At 38.8% G+C, this 25177-nt stretch carries 19 protein-coding genes and 1 pseudogene; 8 read left to right on the forward strand and 12 right to left on the reverse strand.

Translation table 11 applies throughout. The annotated features are described in order from the left end of the window. Window positions 1–2: 2 nt before the first annotated feature. The 11 genes and pseudogenes from MUW56_RS18700 to MUW56_RS18750 form a co-directional block, all read right to left on the reverse strand. Window positions 3–2213, reverse strand: coding sequence for a RelA/SpoT family protein (locus tag MUW56_RS18700; RefSeq protein WP_292014611.1), 2211 nt, complete (start codon window positions 2211–2213; stop codon window positions 3–5). 110 nt (window positions 2214–2323) lie between these two features. Then, a complete protein-coding gene (locus MUW56_RS18705) occupies window positions 2324–2689 on the reverse strand; it encodes a hypothetical protein (RefSeq protein WP_292014612.1) in 366 nt (121 codons plus the stop codon). Window positions 2690–2930: 241 nt separating this feature from the next. Beyond that, on the reverse strand, window positions 2931–4841 hold the full coding sequence (gene acs / locus MUW56_RS18710; protein ID WP_292014613.1) for an acetate--CoA ligase: 1911 nt from the start codon (window positions 4839–4841) through the stop codon (window positions 2931–2933). A 54-nt stretch (window positions 4842–4895) separates the two neighbouring features. Beyond that, window positions 4896–6783 (reverse strand): annotated as a pseudogene (locus MUW56_RS18715) (AMP-binding protein). Between the two features lie 157 nt (window positions 6784–6940). Beyond that, the gene (locus tag MUW56_RS18720; protein ID WP_292014614.1) at window positions 6941–7306 is read right to left on the reverse strand and encodes a response regulator; all 366 of its coding nucleotides are present in this window, start codon (window positions 7304–7306) and stop codon (window positions 6941–6943) included. A 9-nt stretch (window positions 7307–7315) separates the two neighbouring features. Further along, a complete protein-coding gene (locus tag MUW56_RS18725) occupies window positions 7316–10018 on the reverse strand; it encodes an ATP-binding protein (protein WP_292015443.1) in 2703 nt (900 codons plus the stop codon). Continuing rightward, complete coding sequence (locus MUW56_RS18730) at window positions 10011–10205, reverse strand: hypothetical protein (RefSeq protein ID WP_292014615.1); 195 nt, start codon at window positions 10203–10205, stop codon at window positions 10011–10013. Before MUW56_RS18730 ends, MUW56_RS18725 begins: the two co-directional genes overlap by 8 nt. A 79-nt stretch (window positions 10206–10284) precedes the next feature. Next, window positions 10285–10512: a DUF6814 family protein gene (locus tag MUW56_RS18735; RefSeq protein ID WP_292014616.1), complete on the reverse strand. Its 228-nt coding sequence runs from the start codon at window positions 10510–10512 to the stop codon at window positions 10285–10287. Window positions 10513–10555: 43 nt separating this feature from the next. Next, a complete protein-coding gene (locus MUW56_RS18740) occupies window positions 10556–12136 on the reverse strand; it encodes an MFS transporter (protein ID WP_292014617.1) in 1581 nt (526 codons plus the stop codon). Between the two features lie 50 nt (window positions 12137–12186). Continuing rightward, window positions 12187–13566, reverse strand: coding sequence for a porin (locus tag MUW56_RS18745; protein ID WP_292014618.1), 1380 nt, complete (start codon window positions 13564–13566; stop codon window positions 12187–12189). Between the two features lie 241 nt (window positions 13567–13807). Then, entirely contained in the window at window positions 13808–14224 is a 417-nt protein-coding gene (locus MUW56_RS18750; protein ID WP_292014619.1) for a helix-turn-helix domain-containing protein, read from the reverse strand. Window positions 14225–14384: 160 nt separating this feature from the next. Here MUW56_RS18750 and MUW56_RS18755 point away from each other — a divergent pair, with 160 nt between their 5' ends. The 7 genes from MUW56_RS18755 (at window position 14385) to argH (ending at window position 23260) form a co-directional block, all read left to right on the forward strand. Next, on the forward strand, window positions 14385–16238 hold the full coding sequence (locus MUW56_RS18755; protein ID WP_292014620.1) for a GNAT family N-acetyltransferase: 1854 nt from the start codon (window positions 14385–14387) through the stop codon (window positions 16236–16238). A 51-nt stretch (window positions 16239–16289) separates the two neighbouring features. Further along, window positions 16290–17255, forward strand: a complete 966-nt coding sequence (gene argC / locus MUW56_RS18760; protein ID WP_292014621.1) for an N-acetyl-gamma-glutamyl-phosphate reductase — start codon at window positions 16290–16292, stop codon at window positions 17253–17255. A 261-nt stretch (window positions 17256–17516) separates the two neighbouring features. Next, window positions 17517–18656 (forward strand): aspartate aminotransferase family protein, encoded by a 1140-nt coding sequence (locus tag MUW56_RS18765; protein ID WP_292014622.1) that lies wholly within the window; start codon window positions 17517–17519, stop codon window positions 18654–18656. A 55-nt stretch (window positions 18657–18711) separates the two neighbouring features. Beyond that, window positions 18712–19665: an N-acetylornithine carbamoyltransferase gene (locus MUW56_RS18770; protein ID WP_292014623.1), complete on the forward strand. Its 954-nt coding sequence runs from the start codon at window positions 18712–18714 to the stop codon at window positions 19663–19665. Window positions 19666–19785: 120 nt separating this feature from the next. Then, the gene (argB, locus tag MUW56_RS18775; protein WP_292014624.1) at window positions 19786–20580 is read left to right on the forward strand and encodes an acetylglutamate kinase; all 795 of its coding nucleotides are present in this window, start codon (window positions 19786–19788) and stop codon (window positions 20578–20580) included. After that, the gene (locus MUW56_RS18780) at window positions 20555–21637 is read left to right on the forward strand and encodes a M20 family metallo-hydrolase (RefSeq protein ID WP_292014625.1); all 1083 of its coding nucleotides are present in this window, start codon (window positions 20555–20557) and stop codon (window positions 21635–21637) included. The genes argB and MUW56_RS18780 overlap by 26 nt, the downstream gene beginning before the upstream one ends. A gap of 318 nt (window positions 21638–21955) precedes the next feature. Beyond that, complete coding sequence (argH, locus tag MUW56_RS18785) at window positions 21956–23260, forward strand: argininosuccinate lyase (protein ID WP_292014626.1); 1305 nt, start codon at window positions 21956–21958, stop codon at window positions 23258–23260. 295 nt (window positions 23261–23555) lie between these two features. Here the strand turns inward: argH and MUW56_RS18790 are convergent, their stop codons facing one another. Continuing rightward, entirely contained in the window at window positions 23556–24017 is a 462-nt protein-coding gene (locus MUW56_RS18790; RefSeq protein WP_292014627.1) for an Lrp/AsnC family transcriptional regulator, read from the reverse strand. A gap of 241 nt (window positions 24018–24258) precedes the next feature. Between MUW56_RS18790 and MUW56_RS18795 the strand changes: the two genes are divergently transcribed. Beyond that, window positions 24259–25155 (forward strand): aspartate carbamoyltransferase catalytic subunit, encoded by an 897-nt coding sequence (locus MUW56_RS18795; RefSeq protein WP_292014628.1) that lies wholly within the window; start codon window positions 24259–24261, stop codon window positions 25153–25155. Window positions 25156–25177: the final 22 nt, after the last annotated feature.

The following is a 25177-nucleotide window of genomic DNA, read 5'->3' on the forward strand; positions in this document are numbered from 1 at the left end:
ATTTATGATTGTACCCGTCTCACTTTTGAAACGCCATTGATATTTTTAAGTTTTTTGAATGTTTCCTCCAGCTGGCCCTTGTTTTTGACTTCAAGATTAATATTTCCGGTGAAAACTCCATTATTGGATTCTATAGACATACTTTTCATATCCATTCCCATACTTCCGCTGATGACAGTGGTAATATCATTGATCATACCCATTCTGTCCAGTCCTTCAATTTCAATTTTAACCCTGTTTTTAAAGCTTTCTGCATTGACCCATTTCGCAGGAATGACACGATAATCATACTGCGCCCTAAGGTTGATTGCATTCGGACAGTTATCGCTGTGTACCTTGATTCCGTCAGAAATCGTAATGAAGCCGAAAATTTTATCTCCCGGAATTACCGTACAGCATTTTGCATAGCTGTAGTTCAGTTTTTCTTCATCCTTTCCGAAGACAATCATATCGAGATTCTGCTCTTTGGGTTCCTCGAAATGCTGATTTTTTGACGGAGATTTTCTGAATCTTGAAAGTAAATTGTTGAATACGTTTTTACTTTCAATATATTTTCTTAAGCTGCTGGCATCCAATTCATTACTCTGAAATTTAAGAAATACTTCCTGGGATGATTTTAAATTAAAGAACTTCTGGAGTTTGTTGACTTCGTCGTCGTTGAAATTGATCTTGGCGTGACGCAGCTTTCTTTGTAAAATTTCCTTTCCTTCTTCTACCAGTTGGTTTTTCTGAGAATTCAGATAACTTTTGATCTTTGATTTGGCTTTTGAGGTTACTACAAATTCCAGCCAGTCAGATTTTGGCTTCTGATTTTGTGAGGAGAGAATATCAACCTGATCTCCATTTTGGAGAATATAAGAGATGGGAACCAGTTTTCCATTGATCTTGGCTCCTAAACATTTCATTCCCAGATCGGAGTGTACTGAAAATGCGAAATCTAAAGCGGTTGCATTGGTAGGTAAGATCTTGATTTCCCCTTTGGGAGTAAATACAAATACCTCTTTAGAATATAAGTTAAGTTTAATATTATCTAACAGTTCGGAAGTAGAAAGATTTTGCTGCTGCTCAAGAACTTCACGGATCTCGGTAACCCATTTTTCAAAATTTCGGTCATCAGAGCTCTGCTTATACCCTTCCTTATATTTATAATGGGCCGCCACTCCTTTTTCTGCAATTTCATCCATTCGCTCAGAACGGATCTGTACCTCGATCCATTTTTTATCAGGCCCCAGAACGGTTAGGTGGAGACTCTCATAACCTGTTGAACGCGGCTGGGTAATCCAGTCTCTCATCCTTGACGGATTACTGTGGTATACATCCGTAACGATAGAATAGATCTTCCAGGCCAGGAATTTTTCATTTTTTGCATCAGATTTGTAAATAATTCTGATCGCATAGTTGTCAAAGACTTCTTCAAAAGAAACCCCCTGTTTCAGCATCTTTCTATAGATGGAAGAGATCGCTTTTGCGCGTCCTTTGATTTTAAAATTCAGTCCTTCTTCATGCAGCCTTTCGGAAACTTCTTTTTTAAACTCTTCAATATATTTTTCACGGCTTTCTTTGGCTAGTTCCAATTTCTCCGTGATTTCATTATAGATCTCGGGATTGTTGTATTTTAAGGAAAGATCTTCCAGTTCAGACTTGATATTGTAAAGCCCCAGACGGTGGGCCATCGGCGCATAGATATAAACCGTTTCTGATGCAATCTTTTTCTGCTTATCCGGAGCCATGCTTTCCAGTGTCCGCATGTTGTGGAGACGGTCTGCAATCTTGATCAGAATCACTCTGAAATCTTCTGATAGCGTCAATAACAGCTTCCTGTAGTTTTCAGACTGTACGGAGATATTCTGATGATTCATGATGGATATCTTGGTGAGCCCGTTCACTATATTGGCAATTTTTTCACCAAAAATCTTCTTTAGATCTTCGTAGGTGTAATCCGAATCCTCAATCACATCATGAAGGAGGGCACAGGCAATGGAAGTAGCCCCCAAACCGATCTCTGTCGCTACGATTTTAGCAACGGCAATAGGATGGTAGATATAGGGTTCACCGGATTTTCTTCTTTGATCTTTATGGGCATCCAAAGCAATGTCGAATGCCTTCCGGATAAGTTTATTGTTTTCCTCATCCAAAGTTCTGTAGGTGTTAGAAATCAAGTCTTTATAGCGAGCGAGGATTTCTTTATTTTCTTGTTCTAAGTCGTAACTCATTTGTGCAGATGCCTATATTTAGACGAAAATACGAAAATTTTTAGTTTTTTCAAAGATAAAAGATCCGTAGAATGTTCTACGGATCTTTGGTTATTAGTATTTATATTTATTTAAAATTTTACCTCTGAATTCATGCCGTCACTTGACGTTTTGATCTTAATGTCAGGACTGTTATGGATCTCGGCCTTGTTTCTGGCATCAATGTATTTTTTAATAGTATCATAATTGGTCTCAGCGATACCCATATTTTCAAATAAATAAGCTTTTAACACTCCGTTTTGGGTGAAAACAGCACGGGCACTTTCAGTCTGGCTGCTGTCTTGTACGGATACACTTGCCAGATATTGAGAATTATGGGTGTCACTATTAAGGTATATGATATAATCCGAATTTTCAAATCCTGAATTTTCCAGATCGCTCTCAAGCTTCTTATAGTCGCTATGGTGCTCAAATAGCCCCGCTAATATATGTGACATAGTTAATTGGTTTTAAGTTCTGATTAAAGTTAGTGATAATTTGTTGATTTTGTTGAACTAAAGTTAATAAAATTTATCTATTAATATTTCATCTATACAATAATGTTAAATTGTTTGAGAATGTCTATTGAACGGGTGTTTAATTTTAAGTATTGAATAATAATGGAAATATGCCGTTTGCCGATTACGGCTTACATCAGGTCAATAAAAAAACGGGTTTTTAGCCCGTTTTGAATATAAATTAACTGATTCTTTCATTTTTAATTTCCTCTACAATTTCCGGATTCAGCAAGGTGCTGATATCTCCAAAATTACTGAAATCACCTTCCGCAATTTTCCTTAAAATTCTACGCATGATCTTTCCTGAACGCGTTTTTGGAAGTCCTGAAACAAACTGTATTTTATCCAGTTTGGCAATAGGGCCTATCTGGTCAGAGATCAATTGGTTGATTTCTTTTTTCAGATTGTCTTTATCACGGCCTTCTCCCGATTCTTTCAGCATGACAAATCCGTAGAGTGCATTTCCTTTGATGTCATGAGGATATCCTACAATAGCAGATTCCGCTACAGCAGGGTGTTGGTTGATACTGTCCTCAATAGGGGCGGTTCCTAGATTATGTCCTGAGACGATAATGACATCATCCACACGTCCTGTAATTCTATAGTAGCCGACTTCATCCCTCAGTGCACCGTCTCCGGTGAAATATTTACCAGGGAAAGCTGTAAAATAGGTTTCTTTATATCTTTGATGATCACCCCAGATGGTCCTGGCAATTCCCGGCCATGGAAAACGGATACAAAGATTTCCGGTCACCTGGTTTCCTGTAATTTCGTTACGCTTATCATCCATCAATACAGGCTGTACACCTGGTAGAGGCAGCGTTGCATAGGTTGGTTTTGTAGGGGTAACGAAGGGCAGGGGTGAAATCATAATTCCTCCTGTTTCAGTCTGCCACCAGGTATCTACAATCGGGCATTTCTTCTTCCCTACATGATCGTTGAACCAGTGCCATGCCTCATCGTTGATAGGCTCTCCTACGGAACCTATCACTTTCAGTGAGCTTAAATCATGCTTGTCTACCCACTCCGTGCTTTCTTTGGCTAAGGAACGGATAGCTGTAGGAGCCGTATAAAACTGAGTGATCTTATGTTTTTCAATCACTTCCCAGAAACGGTCCGGTTCAGGGTAGGTGGGAACACCTTCAAAAATAACGGTTGTGGCCCCGTTTAAGAGAGGTCCGTAAAGGATATAAGAATGCCCCGTGATCCAGCCAATATCAGCAGTACACCAATAAATATCGTTTTCTTTATAATTAAAAACATTTTTAAAAGTATAAGCGGTGTATACCATATAGCCGGCACAGGTGTGAAGCATGCCTTTGGGCTTTCCTGTAGATCCTGAAGTATATAAAATGAAAAGCGGATCTTCAGAATCCATGATCACGGTTACGAAATCGGCAGAAGCTTTTTCATATAGATCGGCCATCCAGTAATCCCTTCCTTCTTTCATTGTAATTTCGTTATGGGTCCTTTTTACCACCAGAACATGTTCAACGGTTGGTGTTTTTTCCAACGCTTCGTCAACAATACTTTTCAGGTCCAGTACTTTGCTTCCCCTGTAGCTTCCATCTGAAGTGATCACCATTTTAGCTTCACAGTCATTGACTCTTGAAGCAACGGCAGATGCTGAGAATCCGGCGAAGATCACGGAATGAACCGCCCCCAGTTTGGCACATGCGAGCATGGTAACGGCTAACTCGGGGATCATTGGAAGATAGATGCAGACTCTGTCTCCCTTTTCAATGCCCATATCACGTAAAACATTGGCTGTTTTGTTGACCCGGGTATATAATTCGGTGTAAGAAATATGCTGCGCTTCTTCTTTAGGATCATTAGGTTCCCAGATAATGGCTGTTTTATCTCCTCTTATGGCTAGATGCCTGTCAATACAGTTTTTTGTGATATTGAGTTTGGCATTTTTGAACCAGGTGATCTTGGCTTCATTCATATCGTACTTAACAACCTTGCTCCATCGTTGGTACCACACAAAGTTTTGATCCGCAACCTTGTCCCAGAATTTTTTTGGGTTTTTGATAGACTTTTTATAATCCTCAAAGTATTGTGGTAAATCTTCTATTAAGTAATTTCTCATATCCCTTTCGTTTTTTGAAATTTTTATATTTTAAATTTATGTTTAATTGATGGGTTAGCCCCTATATTCCTTGATTTTTTTCTGAATTTCTTCAATGATTTTTTCATCATCAATCGTTGACGGAACCTGAAAATCTTTTCCGTCCAGTAAAGTACGGATCAGTTTTCTCAAGATTTTTCCGGACCTTGTTTTGGGTAAGCGGCTCACCACCATTGCATTCTTTAAAAATGCGACCGCACCTATCTTTTCCCGAACCATTTGAATGATGTCTTTTTCCACATCCTGTTCGGAAATCTGCGAGCCGTTTTTTAAAACAACTGCCGCAAAAGGGATCTGTCCTTTTAAATCATCATCAATTCCCACTACGGCACATTCTGCAACCTGTGGATGAGAAGAAACAATTTCTTCCATTTCGGAAGTAGAAAGCCTGTGTCCGGCAACATTGATCACATCATCCACTCTTCCCGTAATGAAAATATAACCGTCTTCATCCTGTATTGCGCCGTCTCCTGAAAAATAATAACCGTTGTATTGAGACAGATAACTTTTTTCAAAACGTTCGTGGTCTTTCCAGATTCCAAGCAGGGCACCAGGAGGAAGGGGAAGTTTGATCACCAGATAACCTTCATGATGCGGATCGAGCTCCAATCCGTTTTCATCAAAAATGGTAATATCATATCCCGGAATCGGTTTTCCTGCAGAAGCTCTTTTAATCCTGTAATTTTCGTCAAAGGTCATGAGCCCAAGCATAGGCCAGCCTGACTCTGTCTGCCACCAATGATCGATCGCCGGAACTCCGATATGTTCTGCAAACCAGTCCAGTGTGGCAACATCACAACGCTCACCCGCCAGAAACTGTTTTCTGAAAAGGGATAGATCGTATTTTTTAACCAGTTCTCCGTTCGGATCTTCTTTTTTAATGGCTCTGATTGCGGTAGGTGCAGTAAACATCACGGCTACTTTATATTCTGAAATAATTCTCCAGAATGTGCCGGCGTCAGGCGTCATAATAGGTTTTCCTTCAAAAACAATAGTTGTATTTCTGTTGAGTAAAGGACCGTAGACAGAATAGCTGTGTCCTACTGCCCATCCGAAATCAGACGCAGCCCAGTAGGTTTCTCCCGGCTCAACTCCGTACACGTATTTCATTGAAAATTTTAATGCAGTGGCATAACCTCCGGTATCACGGACGATTCCTTTGGGTTTTCCTGTCGTTCCGGAAGTATAAAGAAGATAAAGAGGATGGGTAGACTCAACAGGAATGCAATCTGCAGGAAGTGATTTCTGTACCAGGTCTTCATAATCGATCAGGCCGTCAAACATTTCATGCTGATTATCAACCAACTTTCTGTTATACACAATAATGTTATCTACTTTATCCTGTGCCAGCTCAATAGCTTTTTCTACCAGTGGCAGATAAGGGATTCTTTTGGCGATCTCTATTCCTGCGGTTGCTGTGATTAAAACTTTAGGCTTACAGTCATCAATTCTCACGACCAGTTCATGAGGCGCAAAACCTCCAAAAACCACATTATGAATCACCCCGATTCTCGCACAGGCCAGCATGGCAAAAAGTGTTTGCGGAATCATGGGCATGTAAATGACGGCTGTGTCTCCCTTTTTGTAATCCCAGAGAAAGTAAACCACCTGCGAATTTTGAAATTTCTTCTTTTGCCTGGCTGAACGTGTATGTTTTCTTTTGGCCTGTTACAGGGGAATCATAGACAATAGCGGTCTGGTTTCCAAAGCCCTCTTCAATATGCTGATCAATACACAGGTAGCATATATTGAGTTTTCCGTCGGGAAACCATTGAGAATAGCCGTTGGTATCTTTTGAAAGGATCTGTTCTGGAAATTCAAACCACTGTATTTCCCGGGCTTGTTCTTTCCAGAAGTCTTCTTTATTTTCTATGCTTTGTTTAAATAACATATCTGCATTCATATCAATAATCGTGTATTTTTTGTGTTTATAGGTTGGGCTGAGCCTTACGTTGAGATTGTTTCGCTTTGTCCGCCCAATGACAGTCGTTTTTACTATCCCATCTGAAATCTGAAATCTAAAATCTAAAATCTTATATCAGACCTCTTGGCTCTTGATTCTAACTACCAAACATTTCCTCAATCTGCTGCATCAGTTTTTTTATCGAATAGGGTTTTGTTAGATAGGCATCAGCGCCCATTTCTATTCCTTTTTCAATATCTCTCGGGTTATTTTTTGCACTGAGAAAGATCACCTTGGTATTCTTTAGTTTTTCATCCTGTTTGATGATCTCAAGGGTGCTGTACCCATCGAGATTGGGCATCATAATATCGAGAAGGATCACATCCGGAACCATTGTTTTTAAAAAATCAAGCACCTCGGTTCCATCACGGGCAATATAGACGTCATATCCGTTTTTCTTAAAACTGTATTCCAGCGACATTAAAATTTTGTGCTCGTCATCTGCAATTATTATCTTTTTCATAAAGGGTTTTTAATGGTGTTCAACTTCATTTTTGATCTCTTTTATAATATTCTCAGGAATGCTTATGGTGAAAGTTACGCCGAGTCCGCTGTTTTCGGCCTTTATGCTTCCTCCGTGAGCCTGCACAATTTTTTTAGAAATGGCAAGTCCCAGTCCGCTTCCCGTAGGTTTTAAAATATTCTGGTTTTTGGATTGATAAAACTTGTCAAAAATCAGTTCCAGGTCTTCTTCAGGAATATGTTTTCCGGTATTGAAAATAGTAATGACCAGCTGGCCCTCTTTTTCAAATAATTTGGTTTGTATTGTTCCCTGTTCATCTGTGAACTTTAAAGCATTCCCCCAGATATTCTGAAATAGCTGAATCAGTCTTGCTTCATCATATTCAAATATAAACTGATTTAAAAGATTAACTTCACTCAGATGGATGTTTTTCTGCTGTATCAGGTGGAGGAGTGGGTTTAGTGCCTTTTTATAGGTTTCAATAATATTATTTTTCTGAATATGTAACGAGATCTCACCGTGCTGCAGCTTATCCAGGTAAAGGATATCATTGATGATTTCACTGAGCCTGTCGGATTCTGTGATGATATTATTTAAAAATTCCTGTTTGATTTCGGGAGGAATATCCTCATCATCTGCTAAAATTTCTCCTGCAGAACGGATAGCCGTGATCGGAGTTCGGAGCTCATGGGCAACGGAATCGAGGAAGTCGTCTTTCTGGCGGTCTTTGACGATCAGGCTTGCATTGGCTGTCCTAAGATCATCAGAAAGTTTTTGTAATTCTTCAGACTGTTCCGTAAGTTTTTTATTTAAGTTGATGTTTTCCTGAGATTCTTCAAGGATATTTAAAACCTCTTTTAAAGATATTTTATCTTCTTTGGTGACTCCTTCAATCAGGATTTTTGCAGAAGCAGTGCCTATTCTTCCTGCTAACAGGTTTTCGGAAAATTTGATAAACCGGGAGTCGGCAGTTTCAGTTTTGGAGTCGATATTATATTTTAAATTGAAAATTCTTAATGCCTGTTCGGTTTTGTTTTTACCTAAAAATCTTTCAAGAATGTTTTGAATGTCTGAGATATAGGCTGTTCCGCGCCAGATAAATGCGTTTTCGTGGTTTTGAATGTATTTATCAATATCAACGTAGAGTTCAGCAAAATTTCTTTCACGGTAATTTCCTTTGGTACTTACTGAAATAACGGTAAATAATCCTGTGTTCACCAAAAGAGACCAGAAAAAGATCTGCGGAATTCTTGCTAAATAGGGAATGGTGAAAAATCCGAAAGAATTATATAGATCTCTCAGAACTCCCTTGAGTTCCTGGTTGTATGAGAAATAATACTGAGGAATGATCAGTCCGAAATAACAGATCGCCAATCCGGCAGCAAGCCCGGCAACGGCTCCTTTATAGCTTCCTCTTCTCCAGAATAAAGCTCCGAAAAATGAAGGGGCCAGCTGTGCGATCACTACAAATGAAATCAGTCCTACAGAATCCAGTGATGTTTTCAGGATAAAATATTTGTAGAAAACGAACGCCATGATGATCAGGGCGAAAATGCTGAATTTCCGGATGTTGGTAATGTTTCTGGTGTTTTGCTCTTCCCTTTCAGATTTAAACTTTCCAAGCAGGCCATAAGGAATGATAAGGTTATTGGAAAGCATGATAGATAAGGTAATGGCAGAGATAATGATCATTGAAATGCATGAACTTAGCCCTCCCAGAAAAACCAGAACCGTGATCAGGGTGTTGTCAAAATGTTGCGGAATTAAAATAGAATAAAATTCAGGATTGACTTTCTGGCCGTCAAAAATCAATCTGCCGCCCCAGGCAATCGGAAAGATGAAGATTGTGAAAATCAATAAGTAAAGAGGAAAAAACCATATTGCCGTTCTGATATGCTTTTCCTGCCTGTTCTCAACAATTGCCGTATGAAACTGTCTTGGCAGGATACAGATGGCTGTTGCGGAAATCATGCACAGGATCATCCAGTTCATCGCGCCTTCAATCCCGTTGAACGTGTTTTTTTCTTTAAAATCTTCAAACTGGCTTGCTTTCTGATAGATATCTGAAAATCCGTCAAATGCATAATAGATCACAAAGAGTCCCAGAATAATAATGAAAAACAGTTTTAAAAAACTTTCCAGGGCAATTGCCGAAATGATTCCCAGCCGTTTTTCTGAAGCGTCCACATACCGTGTTCCGTAGTAAGAAGAAAATAAAGCAATCAAAACAACTACAAATGTAGCATTGTCAGTCAGGATATCTTTAGACATCGAAGTTTCGGTGACCAGATGAAAGGTTTCAGAGATCGCTTTAATCTGCAGCCCGATATAAGGTACAATAGCCAGCAGGCATACGATAGTAATGATCGCGCTGAAGCTTCTGCTGTTTCCATACCGCAATGAAATGAAATCTGCTATACTGCTTATTTTATTGACCCTTGAAATTCTTACAATCCGTGTGTTGATATAGATCCACGCAGGAATGATCATAATGGGGCCAATATAGATGGGTAAGTAGTTTAACCCGCTTGTAGCTGCAACGCCAATACTTCCATAATAAGTCCATGCTGTGCAGTATACAGCAAGGGATAATGCATAGATATAAGGGTTGTTGATCCATAGTTTGCTTCTTTTCTTCTCTGCCAGGTGGGCAACCAAGAAAAGAAGAGCCAGGTAAAACAGGACTACAAAAAATAATGCAAAACTACTCATCATACTTTTTTACGATTACAAAAGAAATCACGATAGAAACCATCCAGACGGCAAACAGATAGATCAGGATCATAGGATAGCCGAAAACTTCCTTCTCACTGTTGAAAAGCAGTGAAATTGGAATACTGAATGCGATCATCAGCCCAATGCTTAAGATCACCAGTTTTTGTTCGTGTCTTTTTTTCATAATGATGATTGATAAAAGATAATTGATGAATAGATGCTGTAGTATTGATCATTCATCAATTATCATTCATCCTTATAAATTATATTTTGTCGTCAGAATATTCTCCTGTTAATGCATAGTAACCGAAAACTCCCAATCCGCCTGAGATGATCGGCATCAGTACAAACAGAATGATGATACCGAAAACCAGATCCTCCTGTTTTCCGGAAGTGATCTTAGGGATTCCCAGAACTGTAATTCCGAAATATCCTACAATCACAGCGATGGCAATCCATACAATGCCTAATATTTTTTTTAGTCCGTTCATTTTAGTAGTTTTAAAATTAATAAAAATTTGACTGATTCAATGCTTAATCATGAAGATTATTGTTCTTATTTTTAAGATAGAATAATCCGATGATCAGACAGACTGTGGCGACTCCAATCGGATACCAAAGCCCTTCCAGGTACCATGTCGGATGGCCGGCTTCTTTTCCTGTGGTTACCAGATACGTTGCAACTGCCGGAAGAAGGCCGCCAAATACCCCGTTTCCAATGTGATACGGTAAAGACATTGAGGTATATCGTATTCTTACAGGGAACATTTCTACAAGGAAAGCTGCGATAGGTCCGTATACCATGGTTACGAATATGACCTGGATAAATACCAGGAAGATCAGGTACCATTTGGTGTCATCACTTAATTTTAGCGTCTGGGAAACTTTGGGTTCTTCAGCTTTGCCGTCTTTCATCACAGGGCCGGTGGGAGACCAGTGGACGATACTGTCTTTTTTAATCAGTGTTCCATCGGTGAAAAGTGTTTCTTTATGAAAGGTAACAAGGCTGTCTGTCGTGATGTCATTGTGAATTTTGGCTGTTCTTTTTTCTGTAATTCCATTGGAGGCCACTGTTTTATTCTCAAGGGTTACACTCTTAAACATACTGTCATAAATAGGTCTGTACGCTAAAATGGCGACCAGCATTCCGGTCATCATCACTGCTTTTCGTCCTATTTTATCAGATAGCCATCCGAAAAATACAAAGAAAGGGGTTCCTAAAAACAGAGCGGTAGCCATCAGGGAATCCACCTGTGCGGATTCTACATTCATTACCTTTTGCAGGAAGCTCATGGCATAGAACTGTCCTGTGTACCAGATTACCCCTTGTCCCATCGCGGCTCCAAACAGGGCAAGCAGAACAAATTTGAAATTGTATTTATTGCCAAAACTTTCTTTTAAAGGGTTTTTTGAAGTTTTTCCTTCACTCTTGGCCTTTGCAAAAAGTGGAGATTCTTTCATGTTTTTCCTGATGATATAAGAGACAGCTACCATTAAGATGGAAATCCAGAACGGGACCCTCCATCCCCAGCTGTCAAACTCTTCTGCAGAAAGCGTTGTTTTTGTAATTAAAATAACAATCAATGAAATGAAAAGTCCTGCAGTCGCAGTCGTCTGGATCCAGGAAGTCCAGTATCCTCTTCGGTGAGGCTGCGCGTATTCTGCAACATAGGTGGCGGCACCTCCATATTCTCCTCCAAGGGCTAATCCCTGTAATAATCTTAAAATTAAAACGAGAACCGGAGCCAAAAAACCGATGGTTTCATAACTTGGGATACATCCGATAAGAAAAGTAGAGAATCCCATGATCAGCAAAGTGACAAGGAAAGTATATTTTCTTCCGATAAGATCTCCCAGCCTTCCGAAGAATAAAGCTCCGAAAGGTCTTACCACAAATCCGGCTGCAAATGTGGCCAGTGTAGATAAAAATGCTGCCGTAGGATTATCTGCCGGAAAAAATTTTGTGGCTAAAACAATGGCTAAACTTCCGAAGATATAGAAGTCATACCATTCTATAAGGGTTCCGAGTGAAGAGGCGGTGATCACGCTCCAGATGGTGCGGTTTTTCTGCCTTTCGGTCATATTTTCGTAGCTTTCGTGATGATTTTCGCTCATAGTGATTCGTTTTGATGTTAGTAGAAAATAATATTAAGTTCATCCTTGGTTTATAGGTAGATCTGAAACTGTACAATAAATTCGCCTTTTGAAGACGGGTTTTCTGTAGGACTGGTGTAAACGGGTCTTGTTGAATACTGGGTCGTAATTTTTGCATGGTGGCCGTCTATAAACCAGTTGGCGCCGATGTCAAATTGAGAAGAGGACTTGTCAAAGGCTTCAAAGTTTTTGTGGGTATAGGCCGCGAAAGGCTGTATTCTGATTTTAGGCTTTTCTGCCTGGCTTGGTAACAGTAAGCCTGCCTGTGCGTAGATAATATTACCTGTTCCGATGGTGGGTTGTAAATTTCCAGGCCCTGCAATGGCTTTATTGCCGATAAAATTGGGATCATTGGCGGCTATATTCATTGTTCCCAGGTTTCTTACATAGTTGGGACCAAAATTATAATTGTAATACCCTGCATAAGCTGAAACGGCCATTTTATTTTTTGCATCTCCCAGAGGAATATCTGCGAAGGCATCAACAGCGAAAAGAGTAATGTCATGCTTCTCAACATTTGAATTGACGGAAGTTCTTGTTCCATCTGCCTGGTGGTAGAAACCGGCACCTACATTGAATACTTTTTTCGTTCCCAGGTAGGAGCCTACTTTGAAAGGAAGGGCATTGGATTCCTCATCAAGGAACTGATATTCCAGATAGCCAGCTTTAGAAAAACTTGGGTTCCCATTATTGTCTACCGCTACGGCTTTTGAAGGATCTGTTACGTTCACCGGTGTTAAGTCTGTGGCAAAAGGTTTGTTTAAACTGAGCCGGTATTCCAGCTTTCCGTATTTACCTTTGGCAAACATTCCCAGCTGTCTTGCAAACTGGTCCGAGTTATCAATGAGAGGCCATGAGAAAACAGGAGAATCTACGGTAAGGAAATTTAAGGTGGAAGCCATGGTCATACGCGAAAGTCCCATGTAGTAATGAAGTCCCGCCCCTAAAGATAAACTGAATTTTCCGGCTTCTCCAGGTAAAATAACTGCATATTCGTTCCAGGCATCATGGAAAAACAGCTGGGTTTTCTTTCCGTTTCCATAACCGCCTGTTCCTGAAGTTCCAGTAGCTCCTCCGTTGATGAACGTCTGGTTATTGATTCCAAAATGGAGGAGGATCATGTATCTTTTGGAGATCTGAGCATAGGTTAATGCCCGTAACCTTCTGTTTCCTATGCTCCAGGAGTTGTCTGTAGGTTCCCCTCCAACCATGCTTCCCGGATTCATTGATGTATTTCTTAGCCACAGCTGGTCCCATAAAATAAATCTGATGAATTTATCGCCTTCAGAGTTCAGGTTTAATTTTAATCCACTGCCATAATCAGGAGAGCCTTGCGAATAAAGAGAACTGCTGATTAATGCCACTCCAATGAATGTAAGTAATTTCTTCATAAATTATCAATTTTTGGCGTTGTTTTTTGTGAATGCCAAATTGTAATTAATAATTTATTTACAAAAATTTAATATATATTAGTGGTAGTCATATAGCTATCTTTGACAATTGAAAGTTTTACATATAAATTATATCTGCTGCGATATCCCTTGCCAGGAGTTCTCTATGCCGATAACCTCTTATCTCGGAATTTCTTGCCCTACATCAGACATCAGCCATCTTAATTCTTGCTTCCCACCTCTATTTTTTAAATCTTTCCCACTTGATCAGCATATACTTATCAGCAAACTGGGTAATGATGATCCCGGAATTTTTAATGTTTTCTTCATGGGCGATATATTCAATTAATTCATTTTGTTTCAGGATTTTATAGACAGGATGGAACTCCGAATGGGGAGGTCTGGTGATATTGTATTTTTTTATCCATGAGCTTATGGTAACATGGGAAACCCCGATAATTCTTTCAATTTCACGGTAGCTTAAGCCTTCCAGGTAGAGCTGTAATGCTTTGGTCACATAATAGTCGTCAATCTGTTTTCCCAGTTTCTTAACAGTGAAATAATAATTGCAGTTCTTGCAGTGAAATCTCTGCTTTTCATTGATAATGCCGCTTTTTACTACTTTATCGCTGTGGCATTTGGGACATGTATTTTCCATAACTATAGTATTTTAGCAAATATATAATAAATTAGCAAATATATATTTTTTATTAAAGATAATTTTACCTGTATAAATTTTTAAAACAAAAAAAATATCTTTTTTATTTGGATTTAAAAGAAATTATATTTTAAATTTGCCAAAAAATTTAGATAAATAAATGGAAATAGAAATTTCCTCATGCGAACATCTAAAGTATGTGAGTGAAATACAGCAGGAAATGTATGATTCTGCACAGCGTAGAGGAACGGGAATCGCAAAACGTTCTATAGAATATTTGAGTAAGAAGATTTCAGAAGGCAATGCTGTGGTAGCCACTGAAAACGGAGAGTGGGTAGGTTTCTGTTATATAGAGACCTGGTCACATGGGAAGTTTGTGGCTAATTCGGGGCTGATTGTATCTCCGAAATTCAGGAACGGAGGGGTAGCGACTCAGATAAAGCATAAAGTTTTCCAGTTATCTAGAGAAAAATATCCTGAAGCGAAAGTCTTCGGGCTAACGACGGGGCTTGCGGTAATGAAAATCAATAGTGATCTGGGATATAAGCCGGTGATCTATTCTGAACTGACTCAGGATGAGGAATTTTGGAACGGATGCAAGAGCTGTGTCAACTATGAAATTTTAATGAAAAAGGAACGTAAAAACTGCCTGTGTACGGCAATGCTGTTTGTTCCGGATCAAATAAAAGGAAATGAGGCTGCCGATAACCAGCCTGAAAATAAATATTTTGAAATGAACCAAACAGACTTTGGGCATTCTGCACAAAATCCTGTTGGTGAATTCCATCTGACCATAAAAAAAAATAAAAAAATCCAGATGAAAAAAAAAGTCATCTTAGCATTTAGTGGAGGTTTGGATACTTCCTACTGTGCCAAATATCTTAGTGAAACACTGGGATATGATGTGTATGCAGTCACTGTAAATACCGGAGGTTTTTCTAAAGAGGAGGAAAAGGAATTGGAAAGCAAAGCTTTAAACCTTGGGGTAAAAGAATACAGGTGCGTAGATGCTCAGGAAGATTATTATAATTCTTGTGTGAAGTATTTGATTTTTGGGAATGTATTAAAGAATAATACGTATCCTCTTTCTGTGAGTGCTGAACGTACGATCCAGGCTCAGGAAATTGCAAAATATGCTATGGAAGTCAATGCTGATGCAATAGCCCACGGAAGTACCGGAGCTGGAAATGATCAGGTTCGTTTTGATCTGATCTTTCAGGTAATGTGTCCGAATATTGAGATCATTACGCCTATCCGTGATATGGCTTTATCCCGTGAAGAGGAAATTGAGTTTTTAAAAAGCCATGGATATGAAATGGAATTTCAAAAAGCGCAATATTCAGTGAATAAAGGGCTTTGGGGAACATCAGTAGGAGGAAAAGAGACGCTGACTTCAAGAAATTATCTGCCGGAAGAAGCTTTTCCTTCACAGGTAAAAGAAACTCAACCTTCAGAGGTGGAGATTGAATTTAAAAATGGGGAGGTAATCTCCGTAAATGGAGAAAGCTTTAAACATTCTGTGTATGCGATTCAAAAAATAGAAGAACTGGCTTCTGCTTACGGAATCGGCCGTGATATCCATGTTGGAGATACGATTGTAGGGATTAAAGGAAGAGTAGGGTTTGAAGCTGCGGCGGCCTTAGTGATTATCAAGGCCCACCATTTATTGGAAAAGCATACTCTTTCAAAATACCAGCAGATGATGAAATCCCAGTTGTCCGACTGGTATGGCAACTGGCTTCATGAAGCGCTTTTCCTGGATCCTGTGATGAGAAATATAGAGTCTTTCTTAACGGATTCTCAAAAAACAGTGAGTGGAAAAGTATTTGTAACCCTTCATCCGTACAGGTTTATTTTAAATGGAATAGAATCTGATCATGACCTGATGTCCGATAAATTCGGAAGCTACGGAGAGGCTAACAGAGCATGGACAGGAGAGGATGTGAAAGGCTATACAAAAATTGTGAGCAATTCTTTAAATATATACCACCAGATTAACCAGAATATCAACTAGTTCCGAAGGAACGATTTAACAAAAGATTAGGATACAGTCCTTGATTTAAAAATGAAGAAAACAGTAGGAATAATTGGTGCAAACGGTTATACAGGAAGTGAGCTGATACGCTTACTGGCTTTTCATCCCCATGTGACATTGAGTTTTTTATATAGTCGTTCAAATTCGGGAACAATAATATCGGATTTGTACCCGGATTTAACGACGGTTTGTGACAAGGTTTTAACAGATCAGCCTGAAGAGGTAGATATTCTTTTTCTGTGCCTTCCGCATAAGGAAAGTCAGAATTGGTTAACTCAAAATCCTGTTCGGGAAGATACTTTAGTGATTGATCTGGGAAATGATTTCCGTTTGGAAGGAAATTCTGGAAACAGAGAATTTATCTACGGATTGCCTGAAATCAATAAAAAACAACTGGCAGGTACAAAGAGCATTGCCAATCCCGGATGTTTTGCGACAGCTATTCAACTGGCTTTATTGCCGCTGGCAGAAAAAGGAATTTTGGATGAGGTTTTCACAACAGGGATTACGGGTTCTACAGGAGCTGGACAATCCTTGCAGGCTACTACGCATTTTACCTGGAGAAATGATAATATATCAGCCTATAAGACATTGAAGCATCAGCATGTGGATGAGATCCTGCAACAGCTGGTTTCTTTAAACAATCAAGAGGTTGCTCTGAATTTTGTCCCATGGAGAGGCGATTTTTCAAGAGGGATTTTTACAAGTTCTACGGTAAAAACCGATCTTGATCTGGAAGATATAGAACAATTGTATGAGAATTTTTATGCAGATGAGCCTTTTGTAAAGGTAAGCAGGAAAGCAATTGATCTAAAACAGGTTGTCAATACCAATCGCTGTGTGATTCAAATCGAGAAAAGTGGAAATGTAGTCGTGATCCACTCAGCGATTGACAATTTGTTGAAAGGAGCGTCAGGACAGGCAGTGCAGAATATGAATATTGCGATGGGCTGGGAAGAAAATGCAGGACTGAACCTGAAACCAATAGCATTTTAAATTGACAATAAGTAATTGAGAATTTTAAACAAGAAGTAAATCCGACATAGGAAAACGGAGCGTTAAGAAAATTAATTCTATGAATGTTAAAAAAATTCTGCTGTTCGAAGTGCGAGGAAAATAAAGACTCGAAGAACCAATTTGGATTTCGCGCAAGTTTTAGAATTTTTAGAGAATAGAACTCATTTTTAGCGGAAGTTTCCAGGTCTTGAACTTTTGTTTCTTTTGTTTCAAGACAAAAGAAAAATAAAAAATAAAAAAATGAATTTATTCAACGTATATCCATTATTTAATATAAATCCGGTTAAAGCTCAAGGTTCTTTTCTTTGGGATGACCAAGGAGAGCAGTATCTTGATTTTTACGGAGGGCATGCTGTGATATCTATCGGGCACAATCATCCGCATTATCAGAATAAACTGAAAGAGCAGCTGGAAAAAATTTCTTTCTATTCCAATTCTGTACAGAATGAACTGCAAACTGAATTGGCTGAAAAACTGGGGCAGCTTTCAGGATATGAAGATTATAATCTTTTCTTGTGTAATTCAGGAGCTGAAGCGAATGAAAATGCATTAAAACTGGCTTCTTTTCATAACGGGAAAACCAAGGTGCTTTACTTCTCAGGTTCGTTTCACGGAAGAACTTCTGCAGCTGTTTCCGTGACAGATAATCCAAAGATTGTTGCCCCTGTTAACTTTTCAGAAAGATTTGTAAAATCCGAATGGAATAATATAGAGCAGCTTGAAGAAGCCTTTGAAGCGCATGGGAATGAAATTTCCTCTGTGATCATTGAAGGAATCCAGGGAGTGGGCGGAATTATGATTCCTGCTGAAGGATTTTTATCTAAAATCAAAGCGCTGTGTGATCAGTATGATGCTGTCCTGATTTTGGATGAGGTACAGTCAGGGTATGGAAGAAGCGGATACTTCTTTGCCCACCAGGAATTCGGAATAGAACCGGATATCATTACAACGGCAAAAGGAATGGGAAATGGTTTTCCGGTTGGAGGAGTTTTGATCCATCCTAAATTCCGGGCGACCAGCGGATTGCTGGGAACAACTTTTGGGGGGAACCACCTTGCCTGTGCTGCATCAATTGCTGTACTGGATGTAATGAAAGAGGAAAACCTTATTGAGAACGCTCAGAAAATGGGTGAGTATATAGAAAACGAAATTAAAGATTTACCACATATTAAATCGATCCGAAGGAAGGGGCTGATGATCGGAATAGAGCTTGACAGAGACTGTTCGGAAGTGAGAAAAAACTTACTGTATGATCATCATATTTTTACAGGAAACTCGAATGATAAGAGTGTTTTAAGGATTCTTCCGGCACTTAACATCAGGAAAGAGGAAACTGATCTTTTCATCAATGCCCTGAAAACGGTATTGGGAAATAGTTAAACCACTAGACTTAAACATTGAACAGGTAAACAAAAATCTTTAAAATTAGTTCGAAATGAAAAAATTTACCGCTGTAAGTGACGTTGAAAACTTACAGGACATTATAAAAAAAGCTTTACAGATAAAAGAAAACCCACTTTCAGAAACAGAAAAAGGAAAAGGGAAAACAATAGGACTTGTATTTTTAAACTCAAGTTTGAGAACCCGTTTGAGCAGCCAGATTGCAGCACAAAACCTGGGCTTAAATGTTTTAATATTGAATGCGGCACAGGAAGCATGGAATCTTGAATTTGCCGACGGTGCGGTGATGAATGGAGATACGGTGGAGCATATTAAAGATGCGATTGAAGTTTTGAACCAATATTGCGACATTATTGCAGTACGTTGCTTTGCCGGAATGAAAAGTAAAGAAGACGACGTGAATGAAAGCATTCTAAGTCAATTTGAGAAGCATGCAAAAGTGCCTGTTATTTCATTGGAATCAGCGACACGTCATCCGCTGCAAAGCCTGGCCGACTGTATTACCATTACAGAGAACTGGAAAAAGGATCATAAGCCTAAAGTTGTATTGACCTGGGCTCCGCACATCAAACCGATCGCTCAGGCTGTTGGAAATTCTTTCGCAGAATGGATGCAGGAAATGGATGTTGACTTTGTGATCACGAATCCGGAAGGGTATAATCTGGATCAGAGTTTTACAAAAAATGTACAGGTGATCCATGATCAGGATGAAGCTTTAAAAGATGCAGACTTTGTCTATGTAAAAAACTGGTCTTCTTTCGATGATTATGCTGCAATGCCTGAAGTGAAAGGAGATTGGATGTTGACGAATGAAAAATTGGCCAATACGAATCAGGCGAAAGTAATGCACTGTCTTCCGGTACGTAGAAATGTAGAATTAAGCGATGAAGTAATGGACGGAGAAAATTCTATCATTTACCAGCAGGCTAAGAACCGTATTTTCTCAGCACAAGCTGTATTCAGTGAAATTTTAGACAACATAAAATAAATATCCAAAATCCCGGAGGAACGATGTAACCCGGGATTGAAATCCGATGCATATAGACAGCATACAATAATCAGATAAGAAGCATGTAATTTTTTAATTCTTAAATCCTTTAATCTTTTCATGAAAAATAAAATATACATCATAAAAATAGGCGGAGCGCTCATTGATGATGAACGATTACTGGATCAGTTTTTAGATCAGTTTTCCGAAATTAAAGAAAAGAAAATCCTTGTTCATGGCGGAGGTAAATTAGCTACTGAATTGGCAGCCAAGCTAGGAATAGAGCAAAAGATGATCAACGGAAGGAGGATTACGGATAAGGAGACACTGGATCTTGTCACGATGGTATATGCAGGGGGAATTAATAAAAATATTGTTGAAAAATTGCAGCATAAAAACTGTAATGCAATAGGGTTTTCCGGTGCGGATGGAAATTTAATCAAGGCTAAGAAAAGGGTACATCCGGAAATTGATTTTGGCTTTGTAGGAGATGTGAATAAAAAAAGTGTGAATAAGAAGTTGGTTTCAAAATTAATTAAACTTGACCTTGTTCCTGTATTTTCGGCCATCACACACGATAAAAAAGGAAATCTTTTCAATACCAATGCGGATACCATTGCTTCTGTGATGGCACAGGCTTTATCATCAAAATTTGAAGTGGAGTTATTGTATTGTTTTGATAAAGAGGGTGTGCTGGAAGATGTAAATAATCCTGAATCTGTTATCAAAAGTGTTTCCGAAAAAGAATTTTCCGAATTAAAGGAAAAAGGAAAGCTGCACAAAGGGATTTTGCCCAAACTGGAAAATGCTATCGGGGCGATAAAAAATAATGTAAATAAAGTGTTTCTGATTAAAGAAACCGAATTGAAAAACCATATAGAGAATCATCATGCAGGAACTGAAATCTGTTTATAATAAGGAAGAATTATTGAGTAATGCAGTTGGGTTACTTAAAAATCTGATTGAAATTCCTTCATTCAGCAAAGATGAATTCAACACATCAGTAGAGATTGAGAATTTCTTCAGGAAACATCAAATTCCAACCAAACGTTTTAAAAATAACATCTGGGCGGTTAATAAAAACTTTGATGTATTTAAACCATCAGTTTTGCTGAATACCCATCATGATACGGTGAAGCCTAACAAGGCTTACACGCTGGACCCGTTTGTGCCTGTTGAGAAAGACGGTAAATTGTATGGGCTGGGAAGTAATGATGCCGGCGCTTCTTTGGTTTCTATGGCACAGGTTTTTTTACACTTTTATGAGAAAGAAGATTTACAATATAATTTAGTGATTGCTTTGACGGCAGAGGAGGAGATCTCAGGATTTGATGGAATCGAAGCTTTATTTCCGCAGCTACCTAACATAGAGCTCGCCATTGTAGGAGAACCCACGCAGATGAACCTGGCGATTGCAGAAAAAGGACTGCTGGTGATTGATGGAGAAATGAAAGGGACTCCTTCTCATGCCGCTCATCCCAATGATGATAATTCGATTATAAAATGTATGGCGGACCTTCAGAATATACTCAGCTTTACCTTTCCCAAAGTTTCAGAATATTTGGGTGAGGTTAAAGTTACGTTATCAGGAATTCATGCCGGAGTACAGCATAATGTAGTGCCTGAATCATGTCATTTTACATTGGATGTACGCGTGACGGATGAATATTCCAATAAAGAAGCTTTTGAGATCATTCAGTCTCAGATGGAATCCACACTGACGGCAAGGTCTTTCAGGCTCAATTCCTCAAAAATTGAAATGGAACATCCGTTTGTAAAAGCAGGATTGGAAATCGGGAGGACGACCTATGGTTCACCCACCTCTTCAGATCAGGCCATTATTCCATGTACATCAGTGAAAATAGGCCCCGGAGACAGTAGGCGCTCCCATACTGCAGATGAATACATCTATATTCAGGAAATAGAAGAAGGGATTGAAATCTATATCCAAATTTTAGAAAAAGTGTTATAAGGAATGGAAGAGCGAAGCAGGAAGAGGGAAGTTATTATAATACGTTATTAGCTTCCAGCCTCCAGCTTTAGGCTTCCAGCTCAATATATGTTTTGACTCCGCTCAGCAGGCATTTAAAGTTTAAGTTTTTAATAAAGATTTATGCAAAAAAGAAAATTAAAAATGGAGGCTTTGAATTAAGGAGATGTTTTTTTATAGTTAATAGTAATAAGGATTGCCATGCTGGGCAAGTCAAAACCAATCGGATTTTTAAATCAGATCATTATGAAATCGCACGCGATTGCATAGGGGTTGTAGAAAAAAATAAAATATTTACATATGAAAAAAATATGGCAGAAGGATGACCTTGCCACCAATATATTAGTCAATAATTTTACAGTCGGGAAAGACCTTGATTTCGATGAGCGTCTCGCGAAATATGATGTCAAAGGTTCTATGGCCCATTGTAAAATGCTGGCAGAAACAGGAATTATTACTCACGAAGAATCAGAACAGATGCTGTTTGTTTTGAACACTATTTTAGAAAAAGTTGAGAATGGGAGTTTTGAAATTGATAAAGAAGCTGAGGATATCCATTCTCAGGTAGAAGCGATCCTAATTGAAGAATTAGGAGATACAGGAAAGAAAATACATACGGCAAGATCCAGAAATGATCAGGTTTTACTGGATATAAAACTATATTTATTAGATGAGATCCGTGAAATAACAGCCCTTACAGATGAATTCTTCCAGATCCTGATTCAGCTGGCAGACCAGCACAAAAATGTTCTGCTTCCGGGATATACCCATTTGCAGATTGCTATGCCTTCTTCTTTCGGGCTGTGGTTCGGAGCTTATGCAGAAGCCCTTTTGGATGATGTTGAAATGCTTTTTTCAGTAAAAAATATCATCAATAAAAATCCGCTGGGTTCAGCAGCAGGATATGGATCATCCTTTCCGATCAATCGTGAAAGTACGACCTATAACTTAGGCTTTCTGTCGATGAATTATAATTCGGTGTATGCCCAGATGACCCGTGGAAAGTCTGAGAAGCTATTGGCAATGTCGATGGCTACTCTGGCCGGAACACTTGGGAAGTTTGCTTATGATGTCTGTCTGTACCTGAATCAAAACTTTGATTTTATCAGTTTTCCAAAAGAGTTTACAACGGGAAGCAGTATTATGCCGCACAAAAAGAACCCGGATATCTTTGAGCTGGTTCGCGCAAGATGTAACAGAATTCAGGCTTTGCCCAATGAGCTTATCCTGCTGACCAATAATCTTCCGTCAGGATACCACCGGGATGTACAGCTGACCAAAGAAATCCTTTTCCCTGCTATTGATTCTCTGAAAGAATGTCTGGAGATCTTAAGCTATACGTTACCGAATATTCAGGTAAAGGATGGGATTTTGGAGGATGAAAAATATAAATATCTTTTCAGTGTAGAAAAGATCAATGAAGAGGTGAAAAACGGAAGCTCATTCCGGGATGCCTATGTGAAAATAGGAAAGGAGATTGAAAATAATGAATTTGAGTTTAAAGCAGGGAACCTTGACCATACCCACCATGGGAGTATAGGAAATCTTTGTCTGGATAAAATAGAATATCAGTTCAACAAGCTGAAGAATAAATTATTGGGTTAGAATCTAAACCATTAAGGCCATCACTTAAGCGGAATCAGTAGAATATCTGAAAATTACTTCCGGTATACTGCCTTACACTCGTTTGTGAATCCTTAATCTTAATAAATCTTACTTGCTTAAGTGATCTTAATGGTTGGATTTTATTCCGGTATTTAAATTTTGATGATTGATTGTGAACCATTAAAATTAAAGAAGGTTTTGAGGTAGGTTAAAATTTAGGAACTGCCTTTTAAAGTGCATGCGAATCCTTACCTTTTAATTATTTAAAAATTCAATGGTTTAAAAGTAAAAAGGTCTATTCCAGGTCAATTTTGAATTTGGTAGACTTTTTCACTTCATGAAGTACGATAGAACTGTGATATTGCCCAATGTTGGGAATGTTGGAGATCACGTTGACCGCAAATTCATTGTAGGAGTTGATGTCTTTTGCAATAATCTTCAGCATATAGTCATATTCGCCGGAAAGGCTGATGATTTCCTGGACCTCATCATATTTTCCAATGTTTTTCTCAAAAGTCTCCAATACTTTCTTGGATTGCTCTTTAAGACGGACATTACAATAGACGACAATATTCAAACCCAGTTTTTCACGGTTTAAAAGCCCGACATACTTCTGAATGATCCCCTGTTTCTCCAATTGTTTGATTCGCTCATACGTAGGAGTAAAGGTAAGACCTATCTTTTCTGAAATTTCCTTAACAGATAAAGTGGAGTCTTCCTGAATAATGCTGAGAATCATTTTGTCTTTTAAATCCATAGAACTAATTTGAGTTGTAACAAAAATATTAATTTTAAATGAGAATAAGGAAATACCGGGGTTTTTAATTTATTTAAAACTTTGCTTTTGTAGGTTCGTAATTTTTTTGTATCTTTGCACCTAATGAATAAAAAAGTATTTATATCATTAGATTTACCGGGCGAAAGCGCCCTTTACGATATTTATTGTTATTAAGCGAAGATCTTGTCTTCGCTTTTTTTATGCTCAAAAATTAAGAATTATGTTTACGATTACAGAACTAAGCACCGAGAAAATCAACAGTATACTGACAGAAGCACTGGCTTTTGCAAACGGAAAAACTGCCAAAATTGAAGGAGAAGTTTTTTGCTCAAACCTTTTCTTTGAAGACAGTACAAGAACGAAGACGAGTTTTGATATTGCCGAAAGAAAACTGGGATTGCAGGTGGTTCCTTTTGATGCTTCCCACAGTTCGGTAAACAAAGGTGAGAGTTTATATGATACCGTGAAGACCATTGAAAGTTTAGGAGTAAACTTAGTGGTGATCCGCGATAAGAAAGACAGATACTTCGAAGAATTAAAAAATATTGCAATTCCTGTAATCAACGGCGGAGACGGAACAGGAAATCATCCTTCACAGTGTATGCTGGATCTGATGACCATCTATCAGGAGTTTGGAAAATTCGAAGGATTGAAAATTGGAATTGTAGGAGACGTAAAACACAGCCGTGTGGCGAACTCCAATGCTGAGGCCCTAAGAAGATTGGGAGCTAAAGTATATTTCTCAGGACCGGAGCATTGGTTCGACGAAGGGGCATTGATCAACGGAACTTATCTTTCGGTAGATGAACTGATCGCTGAAGTGGATGTTCTGATGCTATTAAGAATCCAGCACGAAAGACATGATGCAGCAATGAGTTTCTCAGCTTCTGAATACCATAAAAGATATGGTTTGACTAAAGAAAGGGAACAGGCCATGAAGAAAGGAGCTATCATCATGCACCCGGCACCGATCAACAGGGGAGTGGAAATAGATTCTGAGCTGGTAGAATGCGAACGTTCAAGAGTTTTCAAACAGATGCAGAATGGTGTTTTTGCCAGAATGGCGATCCTGAAAGAAACGTTGGAAGAAAAAGGGTTTACTTTTAAGGTAAACTGATAGAATAAAGAGTAAAGAATAA

Origin of the sequence: Chryseobacterium sp. (assembly GCF_022869225.1) — a bacterium.
Classification (GTDB): domain Bacteria; phylum Bacteroidota; class Bacteroidia; order Flavobacteriales; family Weeksellaceae; genus Chryseobacterium.

Excerpts from the sequence above, each read along its gene's own strand:
- acs (WP_292014613.1), bottom strand. The coding sequence starts at position 4,841 with ATGAGAAATTACTTAATAGAAGATTTACCACAATACTTTGAGGATTAT.
- argC (WP_292014621.1), top strand. The coding sequence starts at position 16,290 with ATGAAGAAAACAGTAGGAATAATTGGTGCAAACGGTTATACAGGAAGT.
- MUW56_RS18780 (WP_292014625.1), top strand. The coding sequence starts at position 20,555 with ATGCAGGAACTGAAATCTGTTTATAATAAGGAAGAATTATTGAGTAAT.
- MUW56_RS18770 (WP_292014623.1), top strand. The coding sequence starts at position 18,712 with ATGAAAAAATTTACCGCTGTAAGTGACGTTGAAAACTTACAGGACATT.
- MUW56_RS18745 (WP_292014618.1), bottom strand. The coding sequence starts at position 13,566 with ATGAAGAAATTACTTACATTCATTGGAGTGGCATTAATCAGCAGTTCT.
- argH (WP_292014626.1), top strand. The coding sequence starts at position 21,956 with ATGAAAAAAATATGGCAGAAGGATGACCTTGCCACCAATATATTAGTC.
- argB (WP_292014624.1), top strand. The coding sequence starts at position 19,786 with ATGAAAAATAAAATATACATCATAAAAATAGGCGGAGCGCTCATTGAT.
- MUW56_RS18790 (WP_292014627.1), bottom strand. The coding sequence starts at position 24,017 with ATGGATTTAAAAGACAAAATGATTCTCAGCATTATTCAGGAAGACTCC.
- MUW56_RS18700 (WP_292014611.1), bottom strand. The coding sequence starts at position 2,213 with ATGAGTTACGACTTAGAACAAGAAAATAAAGAAATCCTCGCTCGCTAT.
- MUW56_RS18725 (WP_292015443.1), bottom strand. The coding sequence starts at position 10,018 with ATGAGTAGTTTTGCATTATTTTTTGTAGTCCTGTTTTACCTGGCTCTT.
- MUW56_RS18735 (WP_292014616.1), bottom strand. The coding sequence starts at position 10,512 with ATGAACGGACTAAAAAAAATATTAGGCATTGTATGGATTGCCATCGCT.
- MUW56_RS18740 (WP_292014617.1), bottom strand. The coding sequence starts at position 12,136 with ATGAGCGAAAATCATCACGAAAGCTACGAAAATATGACCGAAAGGCAG.
- MUW56_RS18750 (WP_292014619.1), bottom strand. The coding sequence starts at position 14,224 with ATGGAAAATACATGTCCCAAATGCCACAGCGATAAAGTAGTAAAAAGC.
- MUW56_RS18765 (WP_292014622.1), top strand. The coding sequence starts at position 17,517 with ATGAATTTATTCAACGTATATCCATTATTTAATATAAATCCGGTTAAA.
- MUW56_RS18720 (WP_292014614.1), bottom strand. The coding sequence starts at position 7,306 with ATGAAAAAGATAATAATTGCAGATGACGAGCACAAAATTTTAATGTCG.
- MUW56_RS18730 (WP_292014615.1), bottom strand. The coding sequence starts at position 10,205 with ATGAAAAAAAGACACGAACAAAAACTGGTGATCTTAAGCATTGGGCTG.
- MUW56_RS18795 (WP_292014628.1), top strand. The coding sequence starts at position 24,259 with ATGTTTACGATTACAGAACTAAGCACCGAGAAAATCAACAGTATACTG.
- MUW56_RS18755 (WP_292014620.1), top strand. The coding sequence starts at position 14,385 with ATGGAAATAGAAATTTCCTCATGCGAACATCTAAAGTATGTGAGTGAA.
- MUW56_RS18705 (WP_292014612.1), bottom strand. The coding sequence starts at position 2,689 with ATGTCACATATATTAGCGGGGCTATTTGAGCACCATAGCGACTATAAG.